14 protein-coding genes, 4 tRNA genes and 1 rRNA gene are annotated in these 15,818 nt (G+C 43.2%); 5 read left to right on the top strand and 14 right to left on the bottom strand.

Features of this window, described 5'->3' with window-relative positions; all coding sequences use genetic code 11:
* Positions 1-9: 9 nt before the first annotated feature.
* The 11 genes from HPS56_RS02165 to nspC all read right to left on the bottom strand — a co-directional run bounded on the left by HPS56_RS02165 (position 10) and on the right by nspC (position 6,354).
* A complete protein-coding gene (locus tag HPS56_RS02165) occupies positions 10-474 on the bottom strand; it encodes an NfeD family protein (RefSeq protein ID WP_172273170.1) in 465 nt (154 codons plus the stop codon).
* Positions 475-607: 133 nt separating this feature from the next.
* Positions 608-1,525 carry a DMT family transporter gene (locus tag HPS56_RS02160; RefSeq protein WP_172273167.1) on the bottom strand — a complete coding sequence of 306 codons (918 nt, stop codon included), beginning with the start codon at positions 1,523-1,525 and terminating at the stop codon, positions 608-610.
* Position 1,526: 1 nt separating this feature from the next.
* Positions 1,527-2,258, bottom strand: coding sequence for a tRNA pseudouridine(38-40) synthase TruA (gene truA, locus HPS56_RS02155; protein ID WP_172273164.1), 732 nt, complete (start codon positions 2,256-2,258; stop codon positions 1,527-1,529).
* A complete protein-coding gene (gldE, locus tag HPS56_RS02150) occupies positions 2,255-3,601 on the bottom strand; it encodes a gliding motility-associated protein GldE (RefSeq protein ID WP_256372601.1) in 1,347 nt (448 codons plus the stop codon). Before gldE ends, truA begins: the two co-directional genes overlap by 4 nt.
* Before the next feature lie 12 nt (positions 3,602-3,613).
* Positions 3,614-4,060, bottom strand: a complete 447-nt coding sequence (locus tag HPS56_RS02145; RefSeq protein ID WP_172273161.1) for a single-stranded DNA-binding protein — start codon at positions 4,058-4,060, stop codon at positions 3,614-3,616.
* A 40-nt stretch (positions 4,061-4,100) separates the two neighbouring features.
* Positions 4,101-4,643, bottom strand: a complete 543-nt coding sequence (locus HPS56_RS02140) for a hypothetical protein (RefSeq protein WP_172273158.1) — start codon at positions 4,641-4,643, stop codon at positions 4,101-4,103.
* A gap of 49 nt (positions 4,644-4,692) precedes the next feature.
* Positions 4,693-4,765 (bottom strand) — tRNA-Gly (locus tag HPS56_RS02135).
* A 14-nt stretch (positions 4,766-4,779) separates the two neighbouring features.
* A tRNA-Leu gene (locus tag HPS56_RS02130) sits at positions 4,780-4,866 on the bottom strand.
* 28 nt (positions 4,867-4,894) lie between these two features.
* Positions 4,895-4,976: transfer RNA gene (locus HPS56_RS02125), tRNA-Leu, on the bottom strand.
* Between the two features lie 49 nt (positions 4,977-5,025).
* Positions 5,026-5,098, bottom strand: a tRNA-Gly gene (locus HPS56_RS02120).
* A 101-nt stretch (positions 5,099-5,199) separates the two neighbouring features.
* Positions 5,200-6,354: a carboxynorspermidine decarboxylase gene (gene nspC, locus HPS56_RS02115; protein ID WP_172273155.1), complete on the bottom strand. Its 1,155-nt coding sequence runs from the start codon at positions 6,352-6,354 to the stop codon at positions 5,200-5,202.
* A gap of 648 nt (positions 6,355-7,002) precedes the next feature.
* On the opposite strand from nspC, the gene HPS56_RS02110 reads away from it, so the two are divergent.
* From HPS56_RS02110 to HPS56_RS02100, 3 genes are read left to right on the top strand one after another with little or no spacing between them, the layout of a single operon-like run.
* The gene (locus HPS56_RS02110; RefSeq protein ID WP_172273152.1) at positions 7,003-7,611 is read left to right on the top strand and encodes a thiamine phosphate synthase; all 609 of its coding nucleotides are present in this window, start codon (positions 7,003-7,005) and stop codon (positions 7,609-7,611) included.
* Between the two features lie 34 nt (positions 7,612-7,645).
* Positions 7,646-8,584 carry a ribose-phosphate pyrophosphokinase gene (locus HPS56_RS02105; protein WP_172273149.1) on the top strand — a complete coding sequence of 313 codons (939 nt, stop codon included), beginning with the start codon at positions 7,646-7,648 and terminating at the stop codon, positions 8,582-8,584.
* A gap of 15 nt (positions 8,585-8,599) precedes the next feature.
* Positions 8,600-9,694, top strand: coding sequence for a TlpA disulfide reductase family protein (locus tag HPS56_RS02100; protein ID WP_172273146.1), 1,095 nt, complete (start codon positions 8,600-8,602; stop codon positions 9,692-9,694).
* A gap of 282 nt (positions 9,695-9,976) precedes the next feature.
* Here the strand turns inward: HPS56_RS02100 and glgP are convergent, their stop codons facing one another.
* Positions 9,977-12,553 (bottom strand): alpha-glucan family phosphorylase, encoded by a 2,577-nt coding sequence (gene glgP, locus HPS56_RS02095; RefSeq protein ID WP_172273143.1) that lies wholly within the window; start codon positions 12,551-12,553, stop codon positions 9,977-9,979.
* 35 nt (positions 12,554-12,588) lie between these two features.
* Positions 12,589-14,241 (bottom strand): glycogen/starch synthase, encoded by a 1,653-nt coding sequence (locus HPS56_RS02090; protein WP_172273140.1) that lies wholly within the window; start codon positions 14,239-14,241, stop codon positions 12,589-12,591.
* Positions 14,242-14,402: 161 nt separating this feature from the next.
* Here HPS56_RS02090 and HPS56_RS02085 point away from each other — a divergent pair, with 161 nt between their 5' ends.
* Together HPS56_RS02085 and HPS56_RS02080 are read left to right on the top strand one after the other, a co-directional pair.
* On the top strand, positions 14,403-14,837 hold the full coding sequence (locus HPS56_RS02085; protein WP_172273137.1) for a hypothetical protein: 435 nt from the start codon (positions 14,403-14,405) through the stop codon (positions 14,835-14,837).
* 655 nt (positions 14,838-15,492) lie between these two features.
* Positions 15,493-15,678 (top strand): hypothetical protein, encoded by a 186-nt coding sequence (locus HPS56_RS02080; RefSeq protein WP_172273134.1) that lies wholly within the window; start codon positions 15,493-15,495, stop codon positions 15,676-15,678.
* A 19-nt stretch (positions 15,679-15,697) separates the two neighbouring features.
* Here HPS56_RS02080 and rrf read toward each other — a convergent pair.
* Positions 15,698-15,810: ribosomal RNA gene (gene rrf / locus HPS56_RS02075) — 5S ribosomal RNA — on the bottom strand.
* Positions 15,811-15,818: the final 8 nt, after the last annotated feature.

The following is a 15,818-nucleotide window of genomic DNA, read 5'->3' as shown; positions in this document are numbered from 1 at the left end:
TACTCACCATCAGGCAATATCCACGGACGATGCCGGAACAACGTCGATAATCAGGCTGTCGCGCCCTATAACCTTCACTTTATTTCCTGCAGGAATCAACAATCCGGCAGAGCAAACCGCTTTCCAGTCATCACCGTCAATTGCCACACGTCCGTAGCCGTCTTTCTCTATAACCTGAGTTACAGTGCCTATACGCCCTATTATAGCGTCAGCATTGCTCACACGTGCCTCTCCGTCATGATGAAAGTATCTAACTGCAAAAGGACGCGCAAGAAACACGCATATTGCAGATACTGCCGCAAACACGACAATCTGGGCATAAAAGCCGCACACAAACGAAGACAACAACGCACCCACGGCACCAACCGTAAAACACAGAAGGTAAAACGTGCCCGTGGTCATCTCGAAAATAAGACATAGAAATGCTATTACAGACCAAAGTTGCCAAAGATGTCCGGAGATATAATCTATCATAATATCTTGATATTAATGTTTATACTTGCCATGCAAATATAAACATTAATATCCGGATATACAAATATTCTTACCTTTTATCTCTTGTCTGGAAACAAAAATCCACTATCTTGATACAAAATCCTACAAACTGTCAGTCGGAACCAATGTAAAGGAATATCATTCCAAGCAGCACAAGGGCAAGATCGACAATTTTAGACTTAAGGTTCTTTTCGTGAAAAGCAACGGCTCCAAAGAGGAAACTGACCAATACGCTTCCGCGCCTTACCATCGAAACAACACTTATCATGGCTCCGGGAAGACTCAGAGAATAGAAATATACAAAATCAGCGGCGCTTAGAAATATGCTCACACATACTATTCCCCAATCCCATCTGAACGGTGTGGTTGTCTTATGCTTCGGCCACCACAAAAGCAACAGCATACCTCCCATCATAAAACACTGGTAGATGTTATACCAGCTCTGTACCATCATACGGTCAAGGCCGACACCACCTTCTCCCGCCGGAGCCATCAGATACTTATCATAAAGACCGCTAACGGCTCCAAGCACGGCCGCCCCGACAATCATCCATATCCAATGGTCATGCCTGAAATCGATACCTTCTTTCTTTCCGCTGCGACTGAGCATGAAAAACGACATAACAGCCAGCAACACACCGGTCCACTGCCACAAATTCAGACGCTCACCGAAAAACACAAACGCACCGACCAACACCATCACCGGACGTGTGGCATTTATCGGCCCTACAATAGTCAACGGAAGATGCTTTATGCCGAAATACCCCAGAACCCAACTGCTCAACACGATACAGCTCTTAAGCAATATGTACTTATGCTCCTCCCATCCTCCTGCCGCAGTATGGAAAACAGTTCCGTCAAGCATTCCTGTATACATACTCAACAAGACAAACGGCAAAAATATGAGAGACGAGAAAAGCGTATTCAGGAACAATACCGGTATTACGGCATTGCCGCCTAATGCTTTCTTTTTGAAAGAATCATAAAATCCCAATAAAGCGGCAGAAAAAAATGCTAAAACCAACCACATGTCAATACTTTATTTCTTCCAAGAACAATGCATGTGCCGGCATAGACTCTCCTGCCGCCGTACGTTTTCCGCCTTCAATGACCTTTCTGAAATCCTCGGGTGTCAACCTGTGACGCCCGACCTCGATAAGAGTGCCGACAACAGCACGCACCATATTACGAAGAAAACGGTTGGCCGTTATGGTAAAATACCACTGCGATGATGATATCTTCCGCCATCCGGCATCCGTCACGTCACATAATGTAGTCCTGGCATCCGAATGGCTCTTACAGAATGCACCGAAATCCTTATACTCCAAAAGAACGGAGGCCGCCTCATTCATCAGGTCGAAATCAAGCTCATAATGCAACTCACACGAATATGAAACGGCAAATGGCAGCTTTCGTGTGTGTATATAATAATGATATGTACGTGATACCGCACTGAACCGTGCATGCATGTCACCGGAAACCGGCCATATATTGCCGACAGATATATCACGCGGAAGAAAACGGTTTAACTTATAGACAAGTCCGGCACAGTCTGTTTTCTTGTCAGAATCAAAATGAGCCACCATCATCCGCGCATGTACGCCCGCATCCGTACGTCCGGCACCGGTAACCGTTGTCTCTGCCCTTAGCAAGGTGGAAAGGGCATTCTGCAACTCCTCCTGAACAGAAACACCGTTTGGCTGTATCTGCCAGCCATGATAACGCGTGCCGTCATACTGAAGTTCAATAAAATAACGCATCATAAATCTTTTTTACCATCAGCAGAGACCGGCACCATTTCTTTTATAGTCACTTTCACTTTGGATATTCTCCGCTCGTCCATCTCCATGACCTCAAACGCGAAAGGAGCATATTCAAGCTTTTCGTGCAAGGCGGGAAAATCCCCCTTCAATTCAAGAAGCAAGCCGGCTACGGTGTCGGCGTCTCCCTCCACTGCGGAAAACACATCGTCATCGACATTCAATATTTTATGAAAGTCGCTAAGCAATGTCTTCCCTTCAAAAATATAAGTATTCGTACTCAGCTTCACATAATTTTTCTCTTCCTCGTCATATTCATCATTTATCTCCCCGACAATCTCTTCAAGGACATCTTCCAACGTAACGATACCGCTCGTGCCTCCAAACTCATCCACCACAATGGCAATATGCACTTTGTTCTCCTGAAACTCACGCAACAGGGCGTCGATCTTCTTTGTCTCAGGAACAAAATGTGGAGGACGTATCAACGACTGCCAACGAAAATTCGAAGGCTTGCCCAAGTGTGGCAACAAATCCTTTATATATAATATACCACGCACATTATCCTTATTGTTCTGATATACCGGTATGCGTGAATAATTATTCTCCACGATACATTTCAACACTTCGGGAAAAGTAGACCTGAAGTCCAAATCCACAACATCCTGACGGCTGGTCATGATTTCCTGAGCTGTCTCGTCACCAAAGCGGACTATGCCTTCAAGCATTCTCTGCTCATCCTTGATGTCGTTTTTGTCGGTAAGCTCCAAAGCCTGTTCCAGATCGTCAACACTAAGCACATGGCTTTCTTTCTGCATCACCTTACCGGCAATTATTCCGGAACTGAGCAAAACCGAGGCAAAAGGACGGAATATCTTCCTTGCAAGAATAAGGCCGGAAGCCGACCAGCGGCAGAACATCAGCGGATGCTGAACGCAGAATATCTTGGGCATCACCTCACCGAAAAGCAACAACAATGATGACAGAAGGACCGTAATACACAAGAACTGCAATATATGCGCATTGCCGAAATCAACAATATGCTCAAAAAAGTTGTTGCAAAGCATGATTATAGTAACATTCACAAGGTTATTGGCTATAAGAATCGTAGCCAATGTGCGCTCGGAATCATTCCTCAATACCTTTATCATTGAATCACGCCTGTCTTTCTCTTCCTCTATTTCCGCTATATCAGACGGTGTCAGCGAGAATAACGAAATTTCGGAACCGGATGCAAATGCCGACATAAACAAAAGCAAAAAAGCAAGTACTCCGGAAACTACCGTACCCAAATCCGGTGAGATAAATTGCACCTGTAACAGTGCGGCTTGTAAATCTTCTAACAAAACTGTATATTTTTAAAAAGGCATATCTTTGCCTATTTCCGTATTTATCGAATTATTATCCCTTTGGCAGTCTTCCTGTGAAGCACTTGCGGCAACCGTTCCATTTTGTTCCACCACTGCGGATGAAACGGATTTGGAAGAAAGCATCTCCATATTCTCCGCCCATATCTCGGTAGCGTTATGCCTGACTCCGCGTTTATCGTCATACACAGTATAACGTATTCTGCCTTCTATATAAAGCTTGTCACCCTTATGGACATATTTTTCAACTATCTCTGCAAGCCTCCTCCAAAATATCACAGTATGCCAGTCTGTACGCTCAGGCACCCGTGTACCGTTCGGCAAGGTGTATCCGCGTTCCGAAGTGGCTACGGTAACACGGGCCACAGCGGTTCCGGCATCCACATAACGGACATCCGGCTCCTTACCTACATTACCTATAAGCATCACCTTATTCATACCTTAAATATAAAACATACAAAGATACAATAAAAAAAGACTATTTGCACAGACCGAGAAACCTGAACCTGAAATTCTTTCCTTTAGCCGAAGGAAACTGACTGCGTGAGTCTACCCGCTGCCGCAGATGCTCGATTATACGGTTATAGCAATCGATACCGGAATACGCCTTGCAACGTGCCACAAAATGAGTGTCACGATACTGGAATTTTCCTGTACCGGGCACCTGAAGCACCCGCTTGAAGTCAACCTCCCCTTCGTACCATCCGAACACTTCCTCATTAAGCTTCACCAATACCGGAGACCCCGTACGGTCTTTTTCGGAAGGAGAAGTGGTATGCAAGGCTTTCTTGTTCTTGAAATCCGCCATTGTCGGCGCCTCTGTCTTTATTATGATAAAATAAACACGCGGACGTATCTTATATCTTTTTGGATAAAAAACATCACTGGCCACATAGTCTCTCACATCGGATTCCAATATAGGATTCATACCTATCTCATCTATGCTGGCTAAAAAGGAAATGGCATCATCTACATTGGTAACTAATATTTCTCTATCAAAATATCTCAAATACAAATTCATAACGAAGTGTTGTTTTTCAAATGAAAAAAAATTCTTTATAACCATAAAGAGCGGAAAACGAGACTCGAACTCGCGACCCCAACCTTGGCAAGGTTGTGCTCTACCAACTGAGCTATTTCCGCAATAAACAAGAATATGGTGAAGAGGAGGAGACTCGAACTCCCACGTCACGATTGACACTACCCCCTCAAAGTAGCGCGTCTACCAATTCCGCCACCTCTCCAACATATAAGAATGCGAATAAAAAAGAGTGCCCAGAACAGGACTCGAACCTGCACGCCTCGCGACACACGCACCTGAAACGTGCGCGTCTACCAATTCCGCCACCTGGGCATTTAACAAATTGAAACCTCTTTCAATCTCTTTTTTGTTCAAAAAGCTGAGCGGAAAACGAGACTCGAACTCGCGACCCCAACCTTGGCAAGGTTGTGCTCTACCAACTGAGCTATTTCCGCATATATCCTTTTACAAGGAGCATCTCTCTCGATTGCGGTTGCAAAGGTACTGCTTTTTTTTCAACTGCCAAAACTTTTCCATGTTTTTTTCAAAAAAAAGTTCAATCCATACGATTTTTATAATCCGAATAACCGTATTCACGCAATATTTCAATGCTGCCGTCCGTTTTCTCCATTCCAATAGCAGGATGGGCAATACCGTTAAACATGGTTGTCTTTACGGTTGTATAATGTATCATATCCTCAAAAACCACAGTGTCACCGACTTTCAAAGAAGCCGGGAAACGCCAAGACCCCATAAAATCACCGGAAAGACAACTATTCCCGCCTAAACGATATGTATTCTCCTCGTCAGCCTTATCCAACGGAAGCATTTCGGCATTACGCACTGCCGGCTGATAAGGCATCTCAAGACAATCAGGCATGTGACATGTGAAACTGACATCAAGAATCGCCGTCTTTATTCCATGATTCTCCACAATGTCGACAACATGCGACACAAGCGAGCCAGTCCTCCATGCGAACGCACTCCCCGGCTCAAGAATCACCCGCAGACCAGGATAACGCTTATGGAAATCCCTCATCATTCCCACTAAAAGTTCCACATCGTAGCCGTCACGCGTAATAAGATGCCCGCCACCGAAATTTATCCATTTCAGCCGAGGAAGCCATTTTCCGAACTTTGCCTCTATATGAGCCAACGTACGCTGAAACACATCCGCCCCGCTCTCGCAGTGACAATGACAATGGAAGCCTTCTATCTCGCAGGGCAATTCCTCAGGCAATTCATCCGCAATCACCCCGAATCGCGTCCCCGGCGCACATGGATTATACAACAATGTGCCGACTTCCGAATATTCAGGATTGACACGCAATCCTATAGACACATCCGGATTTGCGTCTTTCACTGTCTTTGCATACCGCTGCAACTGTGTGAGGGAATTGAATGAAACATGACTTGAGCAGCGTGCGATATCTTTTATTTCATAGTCAGTATAGGCAGGGGAAAAAGTATGCGCGGGCGCACCGAATTCTTCAAGGGCAAGAAGAGCCTCGGAAAGCGAACTTGCTGTTGTAGAGTTTATATATTCACGAAATATGGGGAACGTCTTCCATAAGGCAAATGCCTTAAAAGCAAGTATGATCTCTATGTCTGCCATGCGGGCAACATCTGATATCAACCGGAGATTGCGACGCAGCAGTTTCTCTTCTATTATATATATAGGTGTGGGTATGTTCTTATATGTATTGCTCATTTGTAGTATTTTAATGGAATGCAAAGATAGCCATTTTTCCGAAACTGAAAAAACAGATTGCCTTATTTCATTTAATAATAACAGAGCCACGCAGTAAGGTTAATAAAGAAGCGACGGTGCATTTTTTTTGAAATCTATTTACATTTCCACCCATACGTAAAATCCTTTTCCGATGAACATACCATTCATGCTCAATGAATAGCCTATTCATCAAGCATGAACAGCCTATTCATCGGGCAAGAACAGGCTGTTCATTTTTGGCATACTTTTAACAAACATTAATCCACTGTATATCAGTTAATTACAAACACAACCATACGGGCCGTCGCATACCGCTGAGCAGGCCATGAATTTTTATTACATATCACAGTGTCAAAAACATAATGTTCGCTTATAATGATGAAAGAACCGACACGATATTGGCACAAGTCATACAATGCGCAACAAACAACAATATAACCTTATATATGTATGGCATTGTGGCGGGCGACATATATCCGACATGCGCCCTTACTATCTCAAAAGTGCTGATGCGAAAAATTGTGCCAGGTCAAAAGAATAGCCACGTAGCAATACTTTTTTAATCAAACAGACGGATAAATGGAAAAAAATGTGTAAGTTTGCAGTCAGAAGAGAGACAGTCAGTAAATGAAACTTATAATAATGACTAAACCCACGTTTTTCGTGGAAGAAGACAAGATACTCACATCACTTTTTGAGGAGGGTATGGAAAGCCTGCACTTATACAAACCCGGTGCTGCTCCGATATATTCAGAGAGGCTTCTCACCCTGCTTTCCGATGATTATGCCGGAAAGATAACCGTACACGAGCATTTCTATCTCAAAGAGGAATACAAACTGAGAGGCATCCACATAGACGATTCTTTTTCTCCGGCTCCCGACGGCTTCAAGGGACGCCTAAGCCGCACATGCCAAAGCATTGACGATTTAAGCGTTGCCAGAAAAGATTCAGACTATATCCTGCTGAAATATGTCTTCGACAGCCTGTCGGACGACAACAACAAGTCGACACTATCATTTGAACAGCTTAAGGAGGCTTCACAAAAAGGGCTCATCAACCGCCGTGTCTATGCCATGGGAGGAATGAATCTCGACAACATACGCATAGCCAAAGACCTCGGATTCGGAGGTGTTGTAATATGCGGTGATCTTTGGAACAGGTTTGACATACATCAGCAACTGGACTACAAAGAACTTATATCCCACTTTGACAAACTGAGAAAAGCAATAGGATAAAACAAAATACATATACAAAACTAACAAAAACACAATGAGTGAAAAAAACTCTTACATGGTTTTCTCGGGCACAAATTCGAGATACCTGGCAGAAAAAATCTGTCTAAGTTTAAAATGCCCGTTAGGACAGCTCGTCGTTACAAGATTCTCCGATGGAGAGTTTTCTGTATCTTACGAAGAGTCTATACGTGGTAGAGATGTGTTCCTGGTACAAAGCACATTCCCGAACTCAGACAACTTTATGGAATTATTGTTGATGATAGATGCTGCCAAGAGAGCTTCGGCGCGCACTATTAACGCTGTAATACCTTATTTCGGATGGGCAAGACAGGACCGTAAGGACAAGCCGCGTGTAAGCATTGGAGCAAAACTCGTTGCCGACATCCTGAGCGTTGCCGGAATAGACCGTCTCATAACCATGGACCTGCATGCCGACCAGATTCAGGGCTTCTTCAATGTCCCGGTAGATCACCTGTATGCGTCAGGAGTCATTATGCCATACCTGCAAAGCCTGAAGATGAACGACATGGTAATCGCATCACCCGATGTAGGCGGCTCCAAACGTGCCAACACATACGCGAAATATTTCGGATGCCCGCTGGTGCTCTGCAATAAGACAAGAGCCAGGGCAAATGTGGTGGAAAGCATGCAGATCATTGGAGACGTAAAAGGGAAAAACGTTGTCATTATAGACGACATGGTCGACACTGCCGGAACTATAACAAAAGCGGCGGATATAATGAAAGAGGCCGGAGCCAAGACTGTCAGGGCATGTGCGTCACACTGCGTCATGAGCGGACCGGCAAGCGAACGCGTACAAAACTCATCACTCGAGGAAATAGTATTCACAGACTCAATACCTTACTCCCACCGTTGTGCAAAGGTTAAACAGTTGTCGGTGGCGGATATGTTTGCAGAAACAATACGCAGGGTTATAAACAATGAAAGCATCAGCAGTCAATATCTGGTGTAGTCATACATTTGAATTATGAACATAAGGAATATTCTTGGACTGGCATCCGCAAGCTTGATACTTGCGGCGTGTCAGTCCGAATCATATAAGATAGAAGGAACATGCAGGAACATTGCAGACGGCGACACTCTCTTTATAACAAATGATTTCTATAACGGCACACCTATAGATACGCTTATTGTAAAAGAAGGAAAGTTCAGCACGGAAGGCAATGCCGACTCTACATTTCTCTGCATGCTATACAGTCCGAAAAACAGGAATATCAACATTCCGTTTTTCATCGAACCCGGAAAAATTGAAATCAGTCTGGCTGACAGTCCTATGATGTCAAACGTGAAAGGAACATCCACCAACAGAAAATGGCAGGAAATGAATGACACGGTAATGAACATAGGAATAAGGATAAACCGCATAGCATCTGAAATCTATACAAACAGACCCGACCATGAAATAATAAAACAAAAAGAGGCCGAGATAAACAGACTTACGAAACGGTTCAAATCCGTAATAATGAATTATGCGGAAAAGAATATCAGCAATGAATTCGGATATTTCATCCTTACATATTATAAGGATGTTATACCGGTGGAAGCTCATCTGGCACTGATAGACAAAATGCCAAAGGACAAACAGAACAGACCTGCTGCAAAAGCAATCAGGGAAGAGCTTAGCAGACGAAGTAATGTGGCAGAAGGAAAAATCATACCGGATTTCAATATGGATGATATGGACAGGACTCCGCAAAGCATAAAAAAACTAATCGGGGAAAACAAAATCACGATACTCGATTTTTGGGCGAGCTGGTGCGGACCGTGCCGACAGGAAATGCCATTAATGCAGGATATCCTTAACAAATACAGCAGCAAAGGACTCGGAATAGTAGGAATATCGCTTGACGAGAACATGGAGGCATGGAAGAACGGTGTCAACGCAATGAAAATGAACTGGCCGCAACTGTCCGACCTGCGTGGATGGCAGAATTCAGCGGCACAGATGTTCGGAGTGCAAAGCATACCATTCACAGTAGTGGTTGACACAAATGGAAAGATCCTGAAAAAGGGACTTAGGGGAAAGGAACTCCAAGATTATGTGGAAAGCTGCCTGAAATAAAGACGGATGAACGGTGTGCACATCGCAAAGCGATGTCAATGCATATCGAACATTAACACACATGCTTAACGGTCGGTTCTATATTATCCGTAATATACAGTATATACCGTTAATAAAAGCCGATGGTTTAAAAGTCTATTTATCTGACTTTTAAACCATCGGCTTTTAACGTGAGAATATATTCTTAATCCCATTTATTAATGGTAAAACAAAACCCTTCCAAAAACCGGCAACGGCATTTTGGAAGGGTTTTTATTTTATCTATATAAGAATATATTATACTTATGCATTCACATTAGGCAACTGCAACCACTTGACATAACTGAAGTCCTGGCGGTGAGGCAGCTTGCTGTTCTTCGGATACATACGCACAGCACTGTTGAACGTACCGGCGTTATTAAGCTCGACCTTACCTTCGAAGACATAATTATTACCCTCATGTCCAACAACCGTGAACGGGAAGATATTGCATACGCGTTCCTCACCGTTATTGTCTTTCTGAACATTTACAAGCTCAAGGCCTACCGCATCGTCAAGTCCCTGCTCGTTTATTACGTAACGGAGAGTATATTCCTTACCTGTTTCAGCACCTGAAGCAGGAACGGTCCACTCTGCCGAAACAACGTTTATGGCATCCCAACGCTCAGCTACGGCCTCTTTCCACTGGGCAATCTCCTTTGCTATACGGTTATCGTCAGCAGAAAGCACCTTGAAACGTGCAGCCTCCTTGCAATAGAACTTGTCATAATAGTCATCAAGCTGACGCTTCATTGTATAATGAGGAGCAATCTGTGCTATAGAATTCTTGATTACCTTTATCCAACCCTCGCTATATCCTTTCTCATTGCGGTTATAGTAAAGAGGTATAATCTCACGCTCGAGCAAGCTGTAGATTGTTGCGGCATCAAGCTGATCCTGATATCCCTGATTCTGATATGTACGCTTTTCGGTAAGTGCCCATCCTGCACCTTCACGATAGCCTTCAAGCCACCATCCGTCAAGCACAGAAAGGTTTACAACACCATTCATCTCAGCCTTTTCACCTGATGTGCCGGAAGCCTCCAAAGGACGTGTCGGAGTGTTCATCCATATATCAACACCGGAAACCAAACGGCGTGCAAGCTGGAAATCATAATCCTCAAGGAAGATTATCTTGCCAAGGAATTCAGGACGCTGGCTAATCTCATAGATTTTCTTTATAAGTCCCTGGCCTGCACCATCGGCCGGGTGTGCCTTTCCTGAGAAAAGGAACTGTACGGGATGTTCCGGATTGTTTACAATCTTAGACAAGCGGTCGAGGTCTGTAAACAACAGATGGGCACGCTTGTATGTCGCGAAACGACGGCAGAAACCTATTATCAGAGCATTGGGGTTGATTCTTTCAAGCAATGCCACAACACGCGAAGGATCACCCTGATTCTTAAGCCATGTATCACGGAACTGTCCGCGTATATAATCGACAAGCTTATTCTTCAACGCCATACGTGTCTCCCAAATCTCATCGTCAGACACATTGTATATAGCTTCCCAAATCTTCTCATTACTCTGGTCAGCCATGAAATTCTTGTCGAAATATTTCGTATAAAGCTTACGCCACTCTGTAGCAGCCCATGTCGGGAAGTGTACGCCATTTGTTACATATCCTACATGATTTTCCTCCGGATAGTAACCTTTCCAAATCGGGGCAAACATCTTCTGACTTACCCAACCATGAAGCTTACTTACACCATTTATCTCCTGACAGGTGTTGCAGGCAAATACCGACATACAGAATCTTTCGGAATGATCCTCAGGATTATTGCGGCCCATACCGATAAACTCGTCCCATGTGATACCCAGTTTTGCAGGATATCCACTCATATACTTACCGAAAAGTCCCTCGTCGAAATAGTCATGACCGGCAGGAACAGGAGTATGCACTGTATATAAGGAAGATGCCCTTACAAGCTCAAGTGACTGATTGAAAGACAAGCCGCTGTCAATATAATCACATATTCGCTGCAAGTTACAAAGGGCGGCATGGCCTTCATTGCAATGATAAATATCTTTCTTTATACCGAGTTTCTTAAGTGTCAGCACACCTCCAATACCAAGTAGTATTTCCTGCTTAAGACGGTTTTCCCAATCACCGCCATAAAGTGAGTGGGTAATAGGCTTATCAAACTCTGAATTCATCTCGTTGTCCGTATCAAGCAAATACAGTTTGATACGTCCTACATTAGCCACCCACACGTAGGCATGTACCTGATAATTTGTATAAGGAACTGCCACGACAAGGGGATTCCCGTCTTTGTCAAGCTGACGTTCTATTGGCAGGGAATTAAAATTCTGAGCTTCATATTTCGCAATTTGCTGACCGTCCATGCTCAGGCTTTGTGTAAAATAGCCAAAACGATAAAGGAAACCAACAGCACACATATCAACGTTACTGTCAGAAGCCTCCTTCAAATAGTCACCGGCAAGCATGCCAAGACCACCGGAATAAATCTTCAAAACCTGATTCAGACCATATTCCATTGAGAAATAAGCAACAGAAGGACGGTTTGAGTCCGGCTTTACATCCATATAGTCACGGAACAATTTGTAAACGCTATTGATACGTTTCATCATTTCCGCATCCTTTACAATCGCTTCCTTACGCTCGTAGCTCAGCCTCTCGAGAAGCAGAACAGGATTGTGTCTTACATCATGATAAAGTACAGGATCAAGGTCTCTGAAAAGATCCCTTGCCTCATAGTTCCATGCCCACCACATATTGTGAGCCATCTCGTCTAAACACTTCAACTCTTCCGGAAGACTTGATTTGACATTTACTTCTTTCCATTGAGGAGCATTTACATAATTAGCCTTAATTTTCATATCTAAAAATATTCTAATTTAATTATCTTCACATCTTATCTTTCACTGGCTTTACGCAAAGCAATATCATAAGCTTCATAATAATATCCTATAAACTCACTCCATAAAGCCTTTTTCGACAAAGCACCGGCATTCTTCCTTGCACTATCAATCTCTTTCTTTGTGTATCTTGAGAATTGAGTAACCGTATCTTTTATCGCATCGGCCACTTCCGAATAATTATAGTCTGTACGATGAATAACCTTGACACCGTCAGAAATGTCGCTGTATCTTCCCTTGACACTGTTTGCCCACAAACCGAAACCGGCCAAGTCGGTCGTAATACATGGCACCTTAAAAGCCACGGCCTCAAGCGGAGTATACCCCCATGGCTCATAATACGAAGGATAAATGCAAAGGTCGTTGCCCAAGACAACATCATAGTATGTCATGTTAAGCACCCCGTCGTTGCCATCAAGATAGCATGGAAGGAATATCACCTTTACATTATCTTCCTTACGGTTGTGCATATCACAAAACTTCATCATACTCAGAACATTGTCATGAGTCATCTCATGAAGCCAATGCGTCACCTGAGGAACCTCAAGCGGAGTATCGTATGTAAGCCCCTCGCTCATTCTTTCAACAAGATCCCTACGGGGCTCTCCTACCCATCCTGGCACTTCAATAAAAGCAAGAACCTTTTTCTTCAAATCCTTGTCACGAAGCAAACGGTTCATTGCCTCAAGATATACATCAACACCTTTATTTCTAAATTCATACCGTCCACTCGTCGAGACTATCAATGTATCATCATCAAACAGTTCTCCCAAAAGAGCATTAGCCACCTTGAATAATCTTTCACGAGCAAACCTACGTTTTTTTCCAAACGATGCTGTTTTTGGAACAAAACTGTCATCAAAACCATTCGGTAAAACCACATCAACAGGCTTGTCAAGCAATTCTTCACACTCTTTCGCCGTAATATCACTTACCGTTGTAAAACAGTCAACAAACTTAGCGGTCTGCTTCTCTATAGAATGTTTGCTCTCGACATTAAGCTCTGAAGCCATCTGATCACCGTTATATGCAAAAAGATAGTCATATAAAGGTTTCATATTTCCGGCAATACTACGTCCGATACTTGTAGCGTGCGTTGTAAAAACAGTACCGATCTGTGGAAGTTTCTTATGAATATACAATAAGCCCAAACCTGTCATCCATTCATTTCCATGATAGATAACACGCTGTCCGGAACAAATATTGTTATTATAGAAATGTTCAACAACGAGAGCTGCGGCATAAGAAAACATCGATGCTTCATCATAATCCCCGTATGCGTGAAGACTGTCTACTCTAAAATCTTCCCACAGACTTCCATACAATTCATTCTTTATTGAAAAATAAGGCCGGAAATCAACTAATATTGCAATTGGATTGCCGGGAACTGTCCACCGTCCTATACGAACCTTCAAACCATCATTCAAAGCGGCATTCCTCCAATCTGCCAAAAGCTCTTTATCTTCCTCAAAATACGGAGACTCACTTTCTACCCAGAAATCTGGTCCTATAAAGAATATTCTATCATGAAAAGACTCTTGCAATGTTTTTGCCCTGGTAGAAAGAACAGTATATATACCACCAACTTTATTACAAACTTCCCAACTTGACTCGAATATATAGTCAGGAACTAACATTTCTTTTCCCATACAAAGTATAAATAATGCTGCAAAGATAACTAAAAAAATGCAAAATGCAAAATAAAAACTTTTAAAATTAAAAATTTATACGTAAAGGATTGCACAAAATACATTTATTGCCTTACCTTTGTAACTTGCATAATATAACATCTATTCATATATATAACGACATGAAAAAACTCTTTTTAATCACAATAGCACTCATATCATACCTAACATCTATTTACTCCCAAGAATATAACTTCAAGGGATATTTCCTGAATGATGAATATAATGTATATATAAGATTAGATCTACATGGAGAAGGATTGGCTGTACCCGGTCATGAAATATTCGGCAATATACCCGGATATCTTGCCAAACCAAACAATAGTTTTTATTGGCTGATCACATCAAAAGAAATAAAAAGCAAAAACACTAAAAAAGCCACTATTAACCTCATTAATGACTATGGAAGTGAAGATCTGGAAGCTACTCTGACACTACAGAATGATTCCACACTTATACTAACACAAGGGAATGGAAGTACGATTAAAGTCCCTAATAAAGGTAAGTGGCAGAAACTGCCAAAACAAATGAAATTCATAAAACAGAAATCAAAATAACTCCATCTTCAAATTCGAATCTTGGATGGCCACCTGACATTTAGCCTAAAAGAGTCCCACCGATTGAAGTGTACCCCCAAAAAAGTTTTGTGTCTAACTTTTTGTGGGGCAGTTCAGCATGGACATATCCTTGCAATATGTGCAATCAGACGAAAATTCAGAAGATTAAAATTCCGGCTATAAAGTGTTGCATAGAACCATCCGAACATAGAATATGCTCTCCACTGCAAAATAAACCTTCCTATGCTCGAGTATAGACATGCCAGACAGCCCCTCCGACTCCCTTTCGGGGAGAGAAAGGATGGGTATGTGGAATATTCCGAATCTGCAATGGTATAAATGTACCATGGTTTGTATAATATGTGCCATCATTCATTGAAGGGGCGGAGGCCCCCCACATGAGCATCCCACAAGTAGGGACGTGCCTTTGGCACGTGTCAGACGGAAATATCCCTTAATGAACAAGCTGTATTTGTAGCATACATTACATCGGACACATCGCAAAGCGATGTCCCTACATGGGGATGTATCCACCGGCAATACGGGAATTCCTCCCCACGACAATACGGATATTCCCACACGATACCCGCCACTATATCTATCCCCACTGATTCTCTACTGAGCCATCATATCCTCTCTTCTGACTTACAAGGCTATGGCCGTAATCAAACCTGGTTTGCCGGGTGAGCCGTCTGCCGGATGGGCGGCAAACGTTCCCGCACCAGCCGGAGCCGGCAGTATGGCGAAGGGGCCGGGACAGGAACACACAAATACAAAAAAACGGCACTGCAGCAGAATGGGACACACAGACACAAAAAAAAATCCCCTGACACTTCATTAGTGTCCGGGGATTAAAATAAAGAAGGCGGCCTCCTACTCTCCCGCATTGCAGTGCAGTACCATCGGCGCAGACGGGCTTAACTTCTCTGTTCGGAATGGGAAGAGGTGGAACCCCGACGCAATAACCACCTGATATTCTAT

This window comes from Xylanibacter muris (assembly GCF_013166605.1).
GTDB classification, from domain to species: domain Bacteria; phylum Bacteroidota; class Bacteroidia; order Bacteroidales; family Bacteroidaceae; genus Prevotella; species Prevotella muris.
Note: the sequence above shows the minus strand (reverse complement) of the source record. Positions and strands in the feature narration are given on the sequence as shown.